Source organism: Gemmatimonadales bacterium, assembly GCA_036279355.1.
Taxonomy (GTDB): Bacteria; Gemmatimonadota; Gemmatimonadetes; order Gemmatimonadales; family GWC2-71-9; genus DASQPE01.
Map to the genome: position 1 here is coordinate 37986 of DASUJH010000044.1, position 16094 is coordinate 54079.

Sequence of the window (16094 nt, forward strand, 5' to 3'; positions counted from 1 at the left end):
TCAATCCTTGGCGGCGCGCGCCCGGGTCACGATTCGCAGCACTTCGGCGGGATCGTCGGTGACGTGGAAGAGTTCGAGGTCGCCGATATTGATCTTCCGCTCCGCCGCCACGGTGTGGTTCAGCCAGTTGACCAACGCGCTCCAGTACGTACGGCCGAAGAGCACGACCGGAAAGTGCTTGACTCTCCCGGTCTGGATGAGCGTCAATGCCTCGAACAGCTCGTCGAGCGTCCCGTAGCCCCCGGGAAAGACCACGAACGCGGTCGAGTACTTCACGAACATCATCTTCCGGACGAAGAAGAAACGAAAGTTGATCGCACGCGTGACGTAGGCATTGGTCCCCTGCTCGAACGGCAGCTCGATGTTGCAGCCGATCGACAGCCCCCCACCCTCGATCGCGCCCCGGTTGGCCGCCTCCATGATCCCGGGGCCGCCGCCAGTGATGATGGGGATGCCCTCCTGAGCCAGGAGCCGCGCGGTCTCGACCGCGGCGCCGTAATGCGGGTCGGCCGGCAGCGTGCGCGCCGAGCCGAAGATGGTCACACCGTCCTGCACGTCGCCAAGGCTGTCGAACCCCTCGACGAACTCGCCCATGATGCGGAGCACCCGCCACGGATCGGTCTTCCGGAGCGCGTCCGGCCGCTCGGCGGGCTGGCGGCTGTCGAGCAGCTCCTCGTCCTCGGTCGGACGCCGGTTATCGCCGCTCGCGCGGAACGGCGTGTTGGTCATCTTGTTCGCGGTCATGACGTGAGCAGCTCCAGCAGCGCGAGATGGTCGTCGCGCACGTTGTAGAAGTACGGCGAGACCCGGACGTGGCGGGGCCGCGCGTCGGCCACGATGCCAGCCTCGGCCAGGCGCCGCACGTCGGCGGCGGGATCGACGCGCGGCAGCATCACGATGGCGGAGCGCGCCGCGGCGCTCGCCGCCACCTTCGGCGCGAGGCCCGCCGCGCGCGCCTGCTCAACCAGATCGTCGGTCAGCTCGCCGGTGATCCGGCGCACCTCATCCGGTCCCGCGTCCTCGAGCACTTCGAGCCCGCCGAGCTGCGCGTACACCGACGCGACCGCCGGCGTGCCCGCCTCGAAGCGGCGGGCGTCGTCGTGCGGGTGCAACGCGCGCGAATCGAAGCGGAACTGGTCCCGGTCGCCGAACCAGCCGGCAGCCCGAGGCGCGAACTCCTGCACGAGATCGGGCCGTACGTACAAAAACGCGATCCCCGACCCGCCGAGCAGCCATTTGAGTCCGCCGGCGCAGTAGAAGTCGACGCCTGCCGCCGCCACGTCGACCGGCACCTGCCCGACGGCCTGGTAGCCATCCACCAGCAGCAGCGCGCCGCGACGGTGCGCGATGCGGGCGAGCGCGGCGACATCCTGGACTGCGCCCGAGGTGAAGAAGACGTGGCTCGTGGCGACGAGCGCGGTGCGCCCATCGACCGCGCGCTCGATCGCGTCGAGCGGCACCTCGTTGCCGTCCGGGCTCTCCACCACCACCACGTCCACACCCTCGCTCCGCTTGGCGAGCCACTGATAGCTGATCGTGGGGAAGTCGAGGCTCGTCACCACGACTCGCGGGCGAAGTCGGTAGTCGAGCGATTCGGCGACGGCGGTGAGCGTGGACGAAATGTTCGGGTGCAGCGCCACGTCCGCCGCACGGGCGCCGACCATGCGGGCGTAGCCCCCCCGGAGATCGGCGAGCGCCGACCACCAGATCTCGTACCATGCCGCGGCGCCGTGCCGCTCCCAGAGGTCGAGGTAGTCGGTTACCCGCTCGCGCGACCGGCGCGAGAGCGCGCCGAGCGAGCAACTGTTGAGATAGACCGAGTGGCGGAAGATCGGGAAGTCGTCCCGGTACTGCCGCCGCCGGGGCGCATGCAGCGGAGCGGCAACCATAGGGTGCGGAATATACCCCACGCGACGGGATTATCTTAAGGCCATGAGAGCGTCCTGGACCGCGCTCACGCTGCGCCTGGCCGGGCATGCGGCCATCCGGCCGAGGCTGGCGGCGGATCTGCTCAAGACGGCGTGGGCTTTCCGGCGGCGAGACTGGTGGGAGCGCGCGCCATGGCTTCCGCTGCCGGACCGGACGTACCTGCGGTGGCGCATGCACACCGCTTACGGAGATGACAATGCGGTGCCGCCGGCGGACGACGTCATCCGCTTTGCCCGCTGGCGCCGGGAGACGATGGGTCTGTGAGGCTCATAGGGGCGAGTGATGGAGCGCGGAGCCGTATATCGAGCGGCACGCTTGCGCGGGGTTCGATCGACAGCCGGCCGCACGTCGTCATTCTGGGCGGCGGGTTCGCCGGACTGTACGCCGCGAAGGGGCTCAAGGGCGCGCCGGTGCGTGTCACCGTGGTGGACCGGCGCAATCACCATCTGTTCCAGCCCATGCTCTACCAGGTGGCCACTGCGGCGCTCAACCCGAGCGACATCGCGAATCCGATCCGTTCGGTGCTCCGGCGGCAGCGCAACGCCGAGGTGATGCTGGGTGACGTGGTCTCGATCGACGCCGCGGCGCGTGAAGTGTTGCTCGGGAACGGCACCAGCCTCGACTACGACTACCTCATCGTCGCCACCGGCGCTCGGCACTCGTACTTCGGGCACGACGAATGGGAGCCGCTCGCTCCCGGCCTCAAGAGCATCGAGGACGCGCTCGAGATCCGGAAGCGAGTGCTGCTCGCCTTCGAGCAGGCGGAGCGCGAAGCCGTGCCGGCGCTCCGGCAGGCGTATCTCACCTTCGTGATCGTGGGCGGCGGCCCCACCGGCGTGGAGATGGCGGGCGCAGTGGCGGAGGTGCGCAATTTCGCCCTGCGGCGCGACTTCCGGCATATCAATCCCCCCGACGCGCACGTCGTGCTGGTCGAGGCCGGACCGCGGCTCCTCGCGAGCTACCCCCCGAGGCTGAGCGAGCGCGCGCTGGCCGAGCTTCGCCGGCTGCGGGTCGACGTGCGGCTCGGCACCATGGTGCGCGACGTCGAGCCCTGGTCCGTGCGCGCCGGCGACGAGGTCATCCCCACCCGCACGGTCATCTGGGCCGCCGGTAACATGGCGAGTCCGCTGCTCAAGACGCTCGGCACGCCGCTCGACCGCCAGGGCCGCGCCATCGTCGAAGCCGATTGCAGCATTCCGGGCCATCCCGAGGTCTTCGTCCTCGGCGACGCCGCCCACTTCCAGCACGATACGCCGGAACCGCTGCCGGGCATCTCGCCCGTCGCAATCCAGATGGGCCAGTACGTGGCGAAGCTGATCCGGCGCGAGACACGCGGCACGGCTGGTCGCCCGCCGTTCCACTACTTCAACAAGGGCCAGCTCGCCGTGATCGGGCGCGGGCACGCGGTAGCGGATATCTGGAAGCTCGGATTCGGCGGCTTCGTCGCGTGGCTCCTCTGGATTTTCGTCCACATCTTCTTCCTGATCGGGTTCCGCAATCGGGTGCTCGTCATGCTGGAGTGGGCATGGTCGTACCTCACCTACCGGCGCGGCGCTCGGCTCATCACGGGCGAGCTCGGGGGCGGCACGCCGACCGAGCCGCTCCGCGAGCTCTCGATGACGCCCCGCGAGCTCACGCGCAGCGCTCCGTGAGGCTGGCGCCGGAGCGCGTGAAGGCCCGCGCGCTCGAGCTCGGCTTCATCGCGTGCGGCGTGACCGACCTCGCACCCAGCGCACGCGGCGACGCGCTCGACCGCTGGCTCGCCAACGGCTACGCCGGCACGATGCGCTACATGCATCGGCAGGCCGCCCGGCGAAAGGCGCCGCAGCGCATCGCGCCCGCGGCGAGGTCCGTGGTCGTGGTGCTGGATAACTACTACTCGGCCGATCGCCCGTCCGATGCGCGGGCGCCGCGCATCGCGCGGTACGCGCGCGGCACCGATTACCACCGGGCTACGGTGCGCCGGCTCGAGCTGCTGGCGGAATACCTCCGCGAGCACGGCGCCGGGTTCACCCGCTGCTTTGCCGATGCCGGCCCCGTGCCCGAGCGCGAGCTGGCGCAGCGTGCCGGGCTCGGCTGGATTGGCAAGAACACGATGCTCATCCGGTCGGACGCCGGCTCGTTCTTCTTCATCGGCTCGGTATGCACCGACCTCCCGCTCGAGCCGGATCTTCCCTATGAGATGGACCGCTGCGGCAGCTGTACGCGCTGCCTCGATGCGTGCCCGACGAACGCGCTTGCCGAGCCGCGCGTGCTCGATGCGACGCGGTGTATCTCCTATCTCACGATCGAGCAGAAGGGCCCCATTCCGGCCGGCCTGACCGGGCGGCTCTCGGGGTGGGCGTTCGGCTGCGACATCTGCAACGACGTATGTCCCTGGAACGAGCGGTTCGCGACGGAGACCGGCGTGGCCGAATTCCGTCCGCGTATCGCCGCGAGCGAGCTCGATCCGGACATATTCGAGCGGATGGACGAGTCAGAGTTCGCCGAGCGCTTCGGCGACACGCCGCTCGAGCGGGCCGGACTCGCTGGGATGCGGCGCAACGTCCGCGCGGCGCTCGAGAGCGTGGCGTCCACGCCGGTGATCCGCGCGGCCGAACCGACCGACGCGCAACGTCTCGCCGAGTTCGGCGCGCGCACGTTTGTCGAGACGTACGCGGCCGACATGCCCGGGGTGAATGTCGACGGCTACGTCGCCCAGAACTACGGCGAGCGCCAGCAGGCAGCCGAGCTGGCCGATCCGCGGAACAGCTGTCTCCTCGTCGAATTGGGCGGCGCGCTCGCGGGCTTCGCCCTGCTGCGCGACGGGTGCGCGCCGCCGGTCGCATTGCCCTCACGCACATCGCCTGCGCTGCCCTCGCCCGCATGGCCGTCGCCCGGGCCGGCTCTTGCGCCCGGCGCCCCGGTTCAGCTCGCACGCTTCTACGTGGACCGCCCGTGGCACGGGCGCGGCATCGCGCAGGCGCTCATGCGGGCGACCGTCGAGCACGCGGCCGCGCGCGGCGGCGCCCTGCTCTGGCTCACCGTCTGGCAACAGAACGCGCGCGCGATTGCGTTCTACGGCAAATCGAGCTTCTCCATCGCCGGCAGCGTCAAGTTCCGCATCGGCGACGAGGAGCAGGACGACCATTTGATGGTGCGCCACCTCCCCGCCGGCCCGGCGCCGGCCGCATCGTCCTCCGCATAGTGCCCGAGCCTGCCGAAGCGCCCCCCGCGCTCGGCGCCCCCGAGCTGCGTCGATACCAGCGCCTCGAGCGCGCAAGCTGGCTGCTCGACAACGCCGTCCGCATCCCCTTCACCCGCTTCCGCATCGGCCTCGATCCGCTGCTCGGCCTCGTGCCGGGCGTAGGCGACGCGATCGGCGCGGCGATCTCGGGCTGGATCGTGGTCGAGGCCGCGCGCTTCGGCGTTTCGCGCAGCATGCTCCTCAGGATGCTCGGCAACATCGCGATGGATACCATCGTGGGCTCGGTGCCCGGCATCGGTGATCTCTTCGACTTCGCATGGAAGTCCGACGCGATGAACCTGGCGCTCCTGCGCCGGCATCTGGGCCAGCCCGAGAAGGCGCGCGCGCCGAGCCGCCGGCTCGTGGCCGCGGTGCTCATTGCGGTGCTGCTGCTCGCCGTCGCGGCCGTGGTGGGCGCGGCCTTCCTGGTCAGGTATCTTGCGGGACTCTCTCACATTCTTTGAGCGACCATGCGATTCGAGACGCTCGCCGTGCACGCCGGGCAGCGCGCCGATCCGGCAACCGGGGCCGTGACGCTCCCGATCCACCTCTCGACCACGTTCGAGCGCGCCGCCGACGGTTCCTACCCCGGCGGCTACGTGTACGCGCGCGATGCCAATCCCAACCGGCACTCGCTCGAGGAGTGCCTTTGCCGGCTCGAGGCGGGCGCCGCGGCCGCCGCGTTCTCCTCCGGCATGGCGGCGACCATGGCCGTCTTCCAGGCCCTCGCTCCCGGCGACCACGTGCTGGTGCCGCAGGACGTCTATTACGGCACGCTCAAGCTGCTGGAGGATCTCTTCGCGCGGTGGGGGCTCGAGCACACCGAAGTCGACATGACCGACCCGGCTGCGCTGGCGCGCGCCGCGCGTCCCACGACGCGCCTCGTGTGGCTCGAGACGCCGTCGAATCCGCTCATGCGCATCACCGATGTCGCGGCCATCGCCGATGTGGCGCACCGGGCCGGCGCGCGCGTTGCGTGCGACAACACCTGGGCCACGCCGCTCCTCACCCGGCCGCTCGAGCTCGGCGCCGATCTCGTGATGCACGCGACGACCAAGTACCTGGGCGGTCACAGCGACGTGCTGGGCGGCGCGCTCGTCGCCCGGGAAAACGACGCGTTCTTTGAGCGGATCCGGCTGGTCCAGACCAAGGGTGGCGCGGTCGCATCGCCTTTTGACTGTTGGCTCGTGCTGCGCGGCATCCGTTCGCTGCCATGGCGCATGCGGGCGCACTCGGCCAACGCGCTCGCGGTGGCGCGCTGCCTCGCGGCGCATCCGGCGGTGGCGGCCGTGCACTACCCGGGGCTCGACGCTGATCCGGGCCACGCCGTTGCGAGGCGACAGATGACCGGCGGCTTCGGCGGAATGCTCTCGTTCGAGGTGCGCGGCGGCCGTGCCGAGGCGATGGCGCTCACCGGCCGCCTCCGCCTGTTCACCCGCGCGACCAGTCTCGGCGGCCCTGAAAGCCTGATCGAGCACCGCGCGTCCGTCGAGGGCCCGCGCACCCGCGCACCCGAAGGGCTCCTGCGCGTTTCGGTCGGGCTCGAGCATGCCGACGATCTGGTCGAGGATCTGGCCGCCGCACTGGGCCCACCCCGATGATCCGCGCCATGCACAGCGTGGCCGTGTTCGTGCACGACATTGACCGCGCCATCAAATTCTACGAGGAGGACCTGGGGCTCACCCTCGCTCGCCGCGGTGCGTTCGGCGCCGAGTTTCTCGACGAGGAGCCGCACCTGGGCGTGCACCCGGCCGTGCACGCGGACGCCAAGGCGCTCGTGGGGCGACATACCGGCGTCACCTTCCATGTACCGGAGCTGGTCGAGCTCTGTGAGCGGCTGCACGCGCGCGGCGTGCGCTTCATCGCCGAGCCGACTCAGCAGGAGTTCGGCATTATGGCCATGATCGCCGATCCCGACGGCAACATCTTCGCTCTCTGGGACGCGCGTACTCCGGCGTGAAGGACTTCGCGTCCGACAACACCGCGGGCGTGCATCCGCTCGTGCTCGACGCGCTTTCCCGCGCCAACGCCGGCCGCGCGCCCGCCTACGGCGACGATGAGGTCACCGCGCGGGCCGCGGCGCGCGTACGCGAGCAGTTCGGGCCAGAGGTCGAGGTGTTCTTCGTCTGGGGCGGCACCGCCGCGAACGTCCTCGGCCTCTCGACCATGCTCGCGCCATACCAGGGGGTGATCTGCACCGACATCGCCCATATCGAAGAGGACGAGTGCGCCGCGCCCGAGCGCTTCACCGGCAGCAAGCTGCTTCCGGTGCGCTCACGCGGCGGCAAGCTCACCGGCGAGGACGTGGCCGCCCGCGTGCAGGGCGTCAACTATCCGCACCAGGTGATGCCGCGCGTCGTCTCCGTCACCCAAGCCACCGAGTATGGCACGGTGTACACGCCGGCCGAGCTGCGCGCCATCAGCGACGCGGCGCGGGCACACGGGCTTCGGGTGCACATGGATGGCGCCCGGCTTGCGAACGCCGCGGCGGGTCTCGGGCTGCCGCTCCGCGCGCTCACGGCGGACGTCGGTGTTGACGTGCTCTCGTTCGGCGGGACCAAGAACGGCGGGCTCGCGGCCGAAGCGGTGGTGCTCTTCGACCCGGCGCTGGCGCGCGACTTTCCCGCCCTCCGAAAGCAGGGAATGCAGCTCGCGTCGAAGATGCGCTTCGTCTCGGCGCAGGTCGAGGCGCTGCTCACGGACGACCTCTGGCTCCGCAACGCGCGCTGTGCCAACGCCATGGCGCGGCGGCTCGCGGAGCGTGCGTCGGCCGTCGAGGACATCACCATCACGCAGCCGGTCGAGGCCAACGCCGTCTTCGCCATCGTGCCGGCGGCGGCCGTGCAGCTGCTGCAGCAGACGTTCAGGTTCTACGTGTGGAACGAGCGCACGTCGGAGGTCCGCTGGATGACGTCGTTCGATACCTCGGAGCCGGACGTCGATGCGTTCGCCGACGCGATCGGCTCGGCGGTGCGGGCGGCCCGCGTCTCAGGCGGCCGGTAGGGCGACAGCTCGCGCGCCAGCGGATCGCCGCGGAAGCAATCCTCCACGATCTGTCCCTGCTGCTCCATCCCGTATGTCTCGAACGGCCGCGGGCCATGCGCCGCGCAATCCCCGGCGTAGTCGTACGGGCTCGGGCCCCGGCCGAGGCGGTGGCGGACCTCGCGCGCGCGATCGGCGAGCGCGCGGGCGAAGTAGCGAAGCGGCCCCCACGCGTGGTACTGCGCGCAGTGCGTGAGCTCGTGCGCGAGCACCGGGAGCGAGCGGCAGCACGCGTCGGACAGGAAGACGTCGTTGCCGAGTGCGATGGCGCGGCCGCCGCTCGCACCCAGAACAGCGCGCCGCAGCGCGCGGCGCAGGCGTCCGCCCTCGCCGCGGTGCAGCCGCACCCTGGCGCAAACGACCCGGTCGGCGAGCGTGCCCAGCGCCCGCAATTCTTCGTCGGTCACGCGGCAGCGTTCATCCGCCATCGACAATCCGTGGCCCATTTACCGTCATCTGCCGAGAAACTCCCCGATCGGCGCGAGCGTCTCGATGTGATCGCAGAAGATCTTGAGTGTCGCGAGTAGCGGCACCGCGATGAACGCGCCGGGCACGCCCCAGATCCACCACCAGAATGCGAGCCCGATGAAGATCGCCACCGGATTGAGCGTGAGCCGCTGCCCCATGATGAGCGGCGAGACCAGATTCGACTGCACGAAATTCACCACGAGGTACGCGCCCGGCACGAGCAGCGCGTGCCCCAGCGTATCGAACGTGGTAAGCCCGGCGGCCGCCAGAACGAGCAGCAATACCGTGGGCCCGATATAAGGAATGAACTCCACGAGCCCGGCCAGCACGCCCCAGAGCAGCGGGTTCGGCACGCCCACGAGGTACATCGCGCCGGTCACGGCGAGGGCCTCGCCCACGTTGAGCAGTGTGAGCGTCACGAGATAGGTCGAGATCGACGCCTCCGTTTCCCGCGCGATCTCCACCGCACGCCGCTTGTCCCCAAAGCTCGGCAGCACGTTGATCATCTTCTGGAGAAAGAGATCGCCGGCGGCGAGCAGGAAATAGAGCAGGATAAGCACTTCGATCGCGCCGATGACGATGGTCTGCGTCGTGCCGAAGAGACGCTCCGCGGCGGTCGGCCCCTTGACGACGACCTCCGCTGGCCCGGATTCCGACGCCGGGGCCCTCGCCGCCTTCTCCACCTGCTCGGCGGCCCGGCTCACTTCCTGCACGGGGCGGCGGATGAGGCGGAGCTTGCCCCGGATCTGTTCCATGCTGGCGGGCGCCCGCGACACCCAGCTGCGGGCCGGCTGGGCCAGCGAGTACGCACCCGCACCCACGAAGCCAAGCAGGCCGAGGATCACGAGCGCCGCTCCCACCGGCTCCGGAATCCGCCCGCGCTTGAGGATGCGGAGGACGGGACTGAACAGGAAGTCGAGCAGGATCGCGAACACGACCGGCAGGAAGAACGCACGAGCGAAGTAGAGCGTGTAGAACGCCGCGAGCACGAAGAGTCCCGTGATCGCGAGCGAGCGCACCTCGACCCGGTCGCGCAGCGCGGTGCTGAGCTTGTGCAGATTCGGCTCCGGCCCGGTGGGCGTCGGGCCGGCCTCGACCGGCGGTTCGAGCGACGAGCGCGGCATCGATTCCACGGCGTACCCTTGTCTCTGAGCGAGGAGCCGCGGTAAGGTTACGCCGCGGCCGCCGCGCGGACTGTGCGCTGGCGCACCCGGCCGCGCCGCCGGCCCTTGCGCGTATGAACCTGCCGCCCGCCGGCCACCCCGCAGCCGAGACCTCGCATGGCGCGCGTCTGGCAATCCATATTCTCCGTCTGGGCGTGGCTCGTGCTGGGCACCTGCGTCGTGCTCTGGCTGCCGCTCATGGCCGCGGTCCGCCTGATCACCGCGCGCTCCGATCCGGGGCGGTACACGGTCGGCCTGCTCTTCCGAAAGATCGGCGTCATCATGGCGACGCTCAATCCGCTCTGGCGGTTCCGCTGCTCCGGCACGCCGCCCGCCGATCCGCGCCGCCCCTACGTCGTCGTCTCCAATCACGAATCCTTCGCCGACATCCTGCTCATCAGTCACCTGCCATGGGAAATGAAGTGGCTGTCGAAGGCGGAAATGTTCCGGTGGCCGGTGCTGGGCTGGCTCATGCGCGTCGCGGGAGACATCCCGGTGCGCCGCGGCGAAGGACGGAGCGCTCTCGAGGCGCTGCACAACGCCCGCGGCGTGCTCAAGAACCGCGTCTCGGTGATGATCTTTCCCGAAGGCACCCGGTCGACGGACGGCGAGATGCTGCCCTTCAAGGACGGCGCATTCCGGCTCGCGATCAGCGCCAAGGTTCCCATCCTGCCGCTCGCCCTCTCCGGCACCGGCACCGCGTTGCCGAAAAAGGATTGGCGCCTCGGCCGCTCCGTGGCGGAAGTGCGCGTGCTTCCGCCGGTCGAGACCGAGGGGCTGGCCAACCGCGACGTGCCGGCGCTCAAGGCGCGGGTGCAGGCGATGATCTCCGCTGCGCGCGACGAGCTCAGGGCCGAGGCCGCCCGCGCACGCTGACCGGGTGCCGCGCGGCGCGCTGCTCAATCCATCGCGAGATCCCGCCCCAGATCGACCGGCGCCCGCGCCCGCCCCACCGCGCCCGCAAGCGCGAAGAGCGTGAGCAGGTACGGCAGCGTGAGGAAGAGCTGATAGGGCACGTTGAGCCCGAGCGCCTGAAGCACGAACTGCAGCGCGGTCGCCGCGCCGAAGAGGAGAGCCGCCACCGCCACCCCAACCGGATGCCAGCGGCCGAGCACCACGATGGCGATCGCGACATAACCTCGGCCCGCCGTCATGTTCTCAGCGAACGTCCCCACCTGTGCCAGCACCAGGCTCGCTCCCGCAACGCCCGCGAGCGCACTCCCGAAGACCGTCGCCCAGAAACGGATCGCGCGCACCCGCACCCCGGCCGCTCGCGCATCGCCCGGCGCCTCCCCCACGGCCCTGAGTGCCAGGCCCGGACGCGTGCGGTAGAGGAACCACGCGATGACCGGCACCGCGACGAAGGCCAAATACGTCGTCGCCGGCTGCGCAAAGATGCTCGGGCCCACGAGGGGAATCCGCGAGAGCAGCGGCACCGGCCACGCCACGAGCGTCGGCAGCGAGAGCCCGGCTCCGGCGCTGCCGTACGCCTGCCGATAGATCGTGCCGGTGAGCCCCACGCAGCCGAGCGTCACGGCGGCGCCGGCGATGATCTGGTTGGCTCCCGCGTACACCACGACGGCCGCGAACACGACGCCCACTGCGATTCCGGCCGCTGCGGCCGCCGCCACACCCGCCCACGCCCCGCCGGTGCCGCCGAGCGCCGACGCCCCGAGCGCGGAAGCGAGTGCGCCGGCGAGCATCGCGCCCTCGACCCCCAGATTGATCACGCCGGCCCGTTCGGTCACCGTCTCGCCCACGGCCGCGAGCAGGAGCGGCGTCGCGACCCGCACGGTGGCGGCGAGAAACCCGGTCAGCGCCCCGGAACTCGCGAGCTCCGCGCTCATGCCGCCCTCGCCTCGGCCGCCGCGGCGTCATCCGCCTCGGCGACCCTGCCCGCGGCCCGTCGCGCCCATGCTTCCGCCAACAGGACCACGATGATGATCACCGCCTCGACCACGTACACGGCCACCGCCGGAATCCCCGCCTCGCGTTGCATGGCGCCGGCGCCCGTCTCGAGCGCGCCGAAAAGGATGCCGGTCGCGAGCACGCCGAGCGGCCGGAGCCTGGCCAGCAATGCCACGGCAATGCCCGTGAACCCGTATCCGGGCGAGAGATTCTGATAGAGTGCGTACGACACGCCGCCCACCTCGACCCCGCCGGCCAGGCCCGCCAGCGCGCCCGACGCCACCAGCGCCACCGCCGCCACGACCTTGGGTGAGATGCGGCCCGAGATCTCCGCCGCGCGCGGCCCAGTGCCGACCGCGAGCAACTTGAACCCCCACACCGTCCGTGCGAGCACGTACCAGCTGAGCACCGCCGCGAGCACCGCCAGCAGGAATCCCAGGTGCAAGCGCGTTCCCGGCAGCACCGGCAGCCGCGCCGCCTCGCTGATCGGATCGCTCTCGGGATAGATTCGCGTCGCCTCCTGAAGCGGACCCTGCACCATCCAGCTCACCAGCGATTCCGCGACGAAGTTGAGCAACAGTGTGCTGATCACCTCCAGCACGCCGAAACGGAAGGTGAGCCAGGCCGGCAGCGCGGACCACGCCGCGCCCGCGAGCGTCGCCGCGGCGAGCACGGCGGCGACGGCGAGCGGCGCGGGCCAGCCACCGGTATGAAGTCCCACCCAGGTGGCCGCGATGGCGCCCGCGTAGAACTGCCCTTCCGCGCCGATGTTGAACGCGGCAGCGCGGAAGGCGACGCAGATGCCGAGCCCGATGAGGATGAGCGGCACCGACCGCACGAGTGTCGCCGAGCCGATGGCGTACCATGAACCGAATGCCCCGCGCCAGAGCGCGCCGAGCGCGGCGACGGCATCGTACCCGCCGGCCCAGAGGCCGAGCATCAGCACGACCAGCCCGGCGATGACCGCGAGTGCGCCGGTGCGAAGGCTCGCGATGTTCATCGCCCCGGGTCCGCGCGAAGCAGCCCGCCACCCGCGAGCATGAGCGCTCCCACCTCATCCCGCCGCGCTTGCGGCGGCGCGGCGCGCAGCACACCGCCCGCCATGACGAGCACCCGATCCGCCTGCGAGAGCACCTCGTCGAGGTCGCTCGCGTACACCAGCACGGCCGCGCCGGCCGCGGCGGCCGCGCGGAGCCGCTGCCACACTGCGTGCGTCGCCCGCACATCGAGCCCACGGCTCGGATTCTCGGCGGCCAGCACCTTGGGCGCGAGCTCGAGCGCCCGCGCAATCACCAGCCGTTGCTGGTTACCGCCGCTCAGCGCGCTCGCCGGGGCGTCGGGCCCTGGTGCGCGGATCTCGAACTCGCGCAGGACCTCCGCCGTACGCCGGCGTGCGGCGCGCCAGTCGAGTTGCGCTCCACACACCCACGGTGCCGAGTCGCCGAGCCCGAGCGCAAAATTTTCCGTGAGCGACAGCTCCGGTATCAAGCCCTCGGTGGTCCGGTCCTCGGGAACAAATGCGACGGGCGACGCCACCTCGAGCTTGCCGCCCCCTATCGGCAGCAACCCCACAATCGCGCGGAGCAGCTCGCGCTGGCCGCTGCCCTCGACGGCGGCGACGCCGACGACTTCGCCCGCCCGCAGCTCGAAGCTGGCTTTCCGCACCGCGAGACGAGAGGCGCCAGCCCTGGCGCCCGCCGTTGCCGGCCAGTCATGAGCTACGTCGAGGTGGTCCGCCTTGACGAGCAACGGGGCGCGCACCGCCGATGTCGCTCGCTCACGCGCACTCGCCTCGCGCGCACCAGGCCGCGCATCTGCTGCGATTACCGCGTCTCCGCCGGAAATCGCCGCCGCGTCCGCGCCGATCATTGCCGCTGCGAGCGACCCCGCTGTCTCCCCCGCCGCCGTCCCGCTCAACCTCACCCGCCCGGCGCGCAGCACCGTTACCCGATCCGCTGCGCTCAGCGCTTCAGCGAGGCGGTGGGTGATGAGCACCGCCGAGCCGCCCCGCGCCGCGAAGTCGCGCACCACGCTCAAGAGATCATTCGCCTCTGGGGGTGTAAGCGCGGCGGTCGGCTCGTCGAGCAGCAGGATGCGTGTGTTGGCGGCGAGCGCCTTCAAGATCTCCAGCCGCTGCTTGAGCGCCACGCCGAGCGCATCGGCCGTCATGTCGGGTTCGAGCGGGAGACCGGCTCGCTCCATCAGCTCCCGGACGCGCGCGAGCAACTCTCGCCGCCCTACCGGCCACCCAGCCGCGAGCGCCAGATTCTCCGCCACCGTGAGCGCTGGAATCGATGTGAAGTGCTGGTGCACCATGCCGATGCCCAGGCGCCGGGCATCCCGTGGCGTCCGGGGCTTCGCCACCCGACCGTCCACCAGCATGACGCCTGCGTCGGCACGCACGAGCCCCGCCGCCACCCGCATGAGCGTCGTCTTGCCCGCGCCGTTCTCGCCCAGGAGCGCATGCACCTCGCCCGAGCGCAGCGTGAAATCGGCCCCGCGCAGCGCGTGCACGGGGCCGAATCGCTTCTCGATGCCGCGAAGCTCGAGTGCCGGTGCGCCGGTGCTCACAGTCCGGTGGGATGCCGGTGGAACTCCCAGGGCAGGCCGAATCGGTCGGAGAGGTGCTGCGCCAGCGCCTGCACGCCCACCTGCTCGGTGGCGTAATGCCCCGCGTATACCGCGTTGACGCCCAACTCCATCGCGTCGAAGTAGGTGTGGTGTGCCCCCTCGCCGGTCACGAGCGTGTCGAGCCCCGCATCGCGCGCCTCCGCGATCGCGCTGCCGCCCGCCCCGGTGAGCACGCCGACCCGGGCCGTGCGCTGCGGCCCGCCCGGAATGAGCCGTGCGCTCGTGCCGAGGAGCCGGTTGAGCTCGGCCACGAGCCGATCGCGGTCGTCGAGCGCGGCGGGTGGCCGACCCCATACGCCGATCGGGATGCCGCCGTGCTCACCCCACCAGCCCTCGATTCCGATTCCGAGCTGCGAGGCGAGCACCACGTTGTTGCCCACGTCCGGGTGGACGTCGAGCGGGATGTGGGCGGAGTAGAGCGCCATGTCGCGCTCGAGCAGCGCGCGCACCCGCCGCAACCGGCGCCCGGTGAGTGGAATGCTTCCATTCCAGAAGAGCCCATGGTGCACGATCAGGAGCGTGGGCCCGGTGGCGTTTTCCGCGCCCTCGATCGCCTCGAGCGATGCGTCGACCGCGGCTACGATGCGGGCTACGCGCCCGCCATTTTCCACCTGCAGCCCGTTCAGCGCGTTGGGCGAATCGGGTACCTCATCGACGCGGAGATACCCGTCCAAATATCCCGCGATCTCGGCCAGCGCGACGCCGGCATCGCCGTCGGCGGTCCGGTTAGCGGCGGTGCCGCCGCGCGAGCCGCTCACCGCGCCGCCTCGGCCATCGGCGCGGGCGGCGCAGGCACCAGCGTTCCCGCGGAAATCGACTCCGCCGCCGCCCTGACCCGCGCCGTGAGCGCGGCCGGCACCAGACTGTCGAGCGCCGGATTTGCCTCGTAACGCACCACGCCGCTCGCGAGCCCGAACGACTCGACCTTGGGCCGGAACCGCCCCTCCTCCACCTCGCGGCCGACGAGCAGGAACGCCCTCGGCAGATCGATCACGGCGGAGCCGAGCACGTGCTTGGGCGCGAGGTGGGTCTGGTCGGCGTTGGCGCCGAACGCGTAGACCCCCGGACTCTCCTTCACAGCCTGAAAGAGCCCGAGCGCCGCCGCGTCCGCGTTGTGGTGGAACATGTCGGCGCCGGCCCGGATCAAGGCGATCGTCGCCTCCCGGCCCGCCGCCGCATCATCGAAGTTATTGAGGTAGACCTGACGCGACTGCACCTTGGGATTCACCGCCCGCGCACCCCGCACCCATCCGCGATATGCCGCCTCGATCGGTGGCAGCCGGATCCCGCCGACAAAACCGATCACGTTGGTGCGGGTCATCCCGCCGGCCACCATGCCGGCGAGATAGCTGGCCTCCTCGAGCCGGAAGATGAGCGGCGCCACGTTGCCCTGCGCGCGCTCGCCCGACGTCACGATGATGATGGTCTCCGGATACTGCGCCGACACCCGCTCAGCCAGCCGCTGAAACTCGAAGCCGTGGGCAAACACCAGCCGGTAGCCCTGCGCCGCGTAGGTCCGGAGCGCCTCCTCCTGCTCCGCAGGGGTGCGCGCTTCCACCTGCGAAATCCTGGCGTGCAGCGAATCGCGGAGCTCGACGAGTCCAGCGTACGCTCCGGAGTTCCATGCCGCATCGGCGATCGAGCCGGGCGTGATCAGGCCGACCCGCATTCCGTCCCCGCCGCCATCTGCCTCCCCACGATGCGAAGGGCCGCCACGCGTGCAGGCG

General features: G+C 70.8%; 16 protein-coding genes and 1 pseudogene. 8 read left to right on the forward strand and 9 right to left on the reverse strand.

The window, feature by feature from the left end; genetic code table 11:
- The gene (locus VFW66_10805; protein ID HEX5387182.1) at window positions 1-744 is read right to left on the reverse strand and encodes a TIGR00730 family Rossman fold protein; all 744 of its coding nucleotides are present in this window, start codon (window positions 742-744) and stop codon (window positions 1-3) included.
- Complete coding sequence (locus VFW66_10810; GenBank protein ID HEX5387183.1) at window positions 741-1889, reverse strand: aminotransferase class V-fold PLP-dependent enzyme; 1149 nt, start codon at window positions 1887-1889, stop codon at window positions 741-743. Before VFW66_10810 ends, VFW66_10805 begins: the two co-directional genes overlap by 4 nt.
- Before the next feature lie 43 nt (window positions 1890-1932).
- Here VFW66_10810 and VFW66_10815 point away from each other — a divergent pair, with 43 nt between their 5' ends.
- Genes VFW66_10815 through VFW66_10845 form a run of 7 tightly spaced genes read left to right on the forward strand, consistent with a single transcriptional unit; the run spans window position 1933 to window position 8158 of the window.
- Entirely contained in the window at window positions 1933-2193 is a 261-nt protein-coding gene (locus VFW66_10815) for a hypothetical protein (protein HEX5387184.1), read from the forward strand.
- Window positions 2190-3581: an NAD(P)/FAD-dependent oxidoreductase gene (locus VFW66_10820; GenBank protein HEX5387185.1), complete on the forward strand. Its 1392-nt coding sequence runs from the start codon at window positions 2190-2192 to the stop codon at window positions 3579-3581. Before VFW66_10815 ends, VFW66_10820 begins: the two co-directional genes overlap by 4 nt.
- Complete coding sequence (gene queG, locus VFW66_10825; GenBank protein HEX5387186.1) at window positions 3578-5116, forward strand: tRNA epoxyqueuosine(34) reductase QueG; 1539 nt, start codon at window positions 3578-3580, stop codon at window positions 5114-5116. The genes VFW66_10820 and queG overlap by 4 nt, the downstream gene beginning before the upstream one ends.
- On the forward strand, window positions 5116-5619 hold the full coding sequence (locus VFW66_10830; protein ID HEX5387187.1) for a DUF4112 domain-containing protein: 504 nt from the start codon (window positions 5116-5118) through the stop codon (window positions 5617-5619). The genes queG and VFW66_10830 overlap by 1 nt, the downstream gene beginning before the upstream one ends.
- A 6-nt stretch (window positions 5620-5625) precedes the next feature.
- Window positions 5626-6756: a PLP-dependent transferase gene (locus VFW66_10835; GenBank protein ID HEX5387188.1), complete on the forward strand. Its 1131-nt coding sequence runs from the start codon at window positions 5626-5628 to the stop codon at window positions 6754-6756.
- On the forward strand, window positions 6753-7115 hold the full coding sequence (locus VFW66_10840) for a VOC family protein (protein HEX5387189.1): 363 nt from the start codon (window positions 6753-6755) through the stop codon (window positions 7113-7115). The genes VFW66_10835 and VFW66_10840 overlap by 4 nt, the downstream gene beginning before the upstream one ends.
- On the forward strand, window positions 7112-8158 hold the full coding sequence (locus tag VFW66_10845; protein HEX5387190.1) for a low specificity L-threonine aldolase: 1047 nt from the start codon (window positions 7112-7114) through the stop codon (window positions 8156-8158). The genes VFW66_10840 and VFW66_10845 overlap by 4 nt, the downstream gene beginning before the upstream one ends.
- 221 nt (window positions 8159-8379) lie before the next feature.
- Here VFW66_10845 and VFW66_10850 read toward each other — a convergent pair.
- Both VFW66_10850 and VFW66_10855 read right to left on the reverse strand, forming a co-directional pair.
- Window positions 8380-8643 (reverse strand): annotated as a pseudogene (locus VFW66_10850) (hypothetical protein).
- 6 nt (window positions 8644-8649) lie between these two features.
- Window positions 8650-9789 carry an AI-2E family transporter gene (locus tag VFW66_10855; protein HEX5387191.1) on the reverse strand — a complete coding sequence of 380 codons (1140 nt, stop codon included), beginning with the start codon at window positions 9787-9789 and terminating at the stop codon, window positions 8650-8652.
- 156 nt (window positions 9790-9945) lie between these two features.
- Between VFW66_10855 and VFW66_10860 the strand changes: the two genes are divergently transcribed.
- The gene (locus VFW66_10860) at window positions 9946-10704 is read left to right on the forward strand and encodes a lysophospholipid acyltransferase family protein (protein HEX5387192.1); all 759 of its coding nucleotides are present in this window, start codon (window positions 9946-9948) and stop codon (window positions 10702-10704) included.
- 23 nt (window positions 10705-10727) lie between these two features.
- Here VFW66_10860 and VFW66_10865 read toward each other — a convergent pair whose 3' ends face one another.
- Genes VFW66_10865 through VFW66_10885 form a run of 5 tightly spaced genes read right to left on the reverse strand, consistent with a single transcriptional unit; the run spans window position 10728 to window position 16036 of the window.
- Window positions 10728-11675, reverse strand: coding sequence for an ABC transporter permease (locus VFW66_10865; protein ID HEX5387193.1), 948 nt, complete (start codon window positions 11673-11675; stop codon window positions 10728-10730).
- The gene (locus tag VFW66_10870; GenBank protein ID HEX5387194.1) at window positions 11672-12736 is read right to left on the reverse strand and encodes an ABC transporter permease; all 1065 of its coding nucleotides are present in this window, start codon (window positions 12734-12736) and stop codon (window positions 11672-11674) included. The genes VFW66_10865 and VFW66_10870 overlap by 4 nt, the downstream gene beginning before the upstream one ends.
- Window positions 12733-14307: an ATP-binding cassette domain-containing protein gene (locus VFW66_10875; GenBank protein HEX5387195.1), complete on the reverse strand. Its 1575-nt coding sequence runs from the start codon at window positions 14305-14307 to the stop codon at window positions 12733-12735. Before VFW66_10875 ends, VFW66_10870 begins: the two co-directional genes overlap by 4 nt.
- Entirely contained in the window at window positions 14304-15125 is an 822-nt protein-coding gene (locus tag VFW66_10880; GenBank protein ID HEX5387196.1) for a Nif3-like dinuclear metal center hexameric protein, read from the reverse strand. The genes VFW66_10875 and VFW66_10880 overlap by 4 nt, the downstream gene beginning before the upstream one ends.
- Entirely contained in the window at window positions 15122-16036 is a 915-nt protein-coding gene (locus tag VFW66_10885; GenBank protein HEX5387197.1) for a BMP family protein, read from the reverse strand. Before VFW66_10885 ends, VFW66_10880 begins: the two co-directional genes overlap by 4 nt.
- Window positions 16037-16094 lie beyond the last annotated feature (58 nt).

Coding starts and splice junctions, on each gene's coding strand:
- VFW66_10815 (HEX5387184.1), top strand. CDS start 1,933: ATGAGAGCGTCCTGGACCGCGCTCACGCTGCGCCTGGCCGGGCATGCG.
- VFW66_10840 (HEX5387189.1), top strand. CDS start 6,753: ATGATCCGCGCCATGCACAGCGTGGCCGTGTTCGTGCACGACATTGAC.
- VFW66_10865 (HEX5387193.1), bottom strand. CDS start 11,675: ATGAGCGCGGAGCTCGCGAGTTCCGGGGCGCTGACCGGGTTTCTCGCC.
- VFW66_10860 (HEX5387192.1), top strand. CDS start 9,946: ATGGCGCGCGTCTGGCAATCCATATTCTCCGTCTGGGCGTGGCTCGTG.
- VFW66_10870 (HEX5387194.1), bottom strand. CDS start 12,736: ATGAACATCGCGAGCCTTCGCACCGGCGCACTCGCGGTCATCGCCGGG.
- VFW66_10805 (HEX5387182.1), bottom strand. CDS start 744: ATGACCGCGAACAAGATGACCAACACGCCGTTCCGCGCGAGCGGCGAT.
- VFW66_10810 (HEX5387183.1), bottom strand. CDS start 1,889: ATGGTTGCCGCTCCGCTGCATGCGCCCCGGCGGCGGCAGTACCGGGAC.
- VFW66_10855 (HEX5387191.1), bottom strand. CDS start 9,789: ATGCCGCGCTCGTCGCTCGAACCGCCGGTCGAGGCCGGCCCGACGCCC.
- VFW66_10885 (HEX5387197.1), bottom strand. CDS start 16,036: ATGCGGGTCGGCCTGATCACGCCCGGCTCGATCGCCGATGCGGCATGG.
- VFW66_10835 (HEX5387188.1), top strand. CDS start 5,626: ATGCGATTCGAGACGCTCGCCGTGCACGCCGGGCAGCGCGCCGATCCG.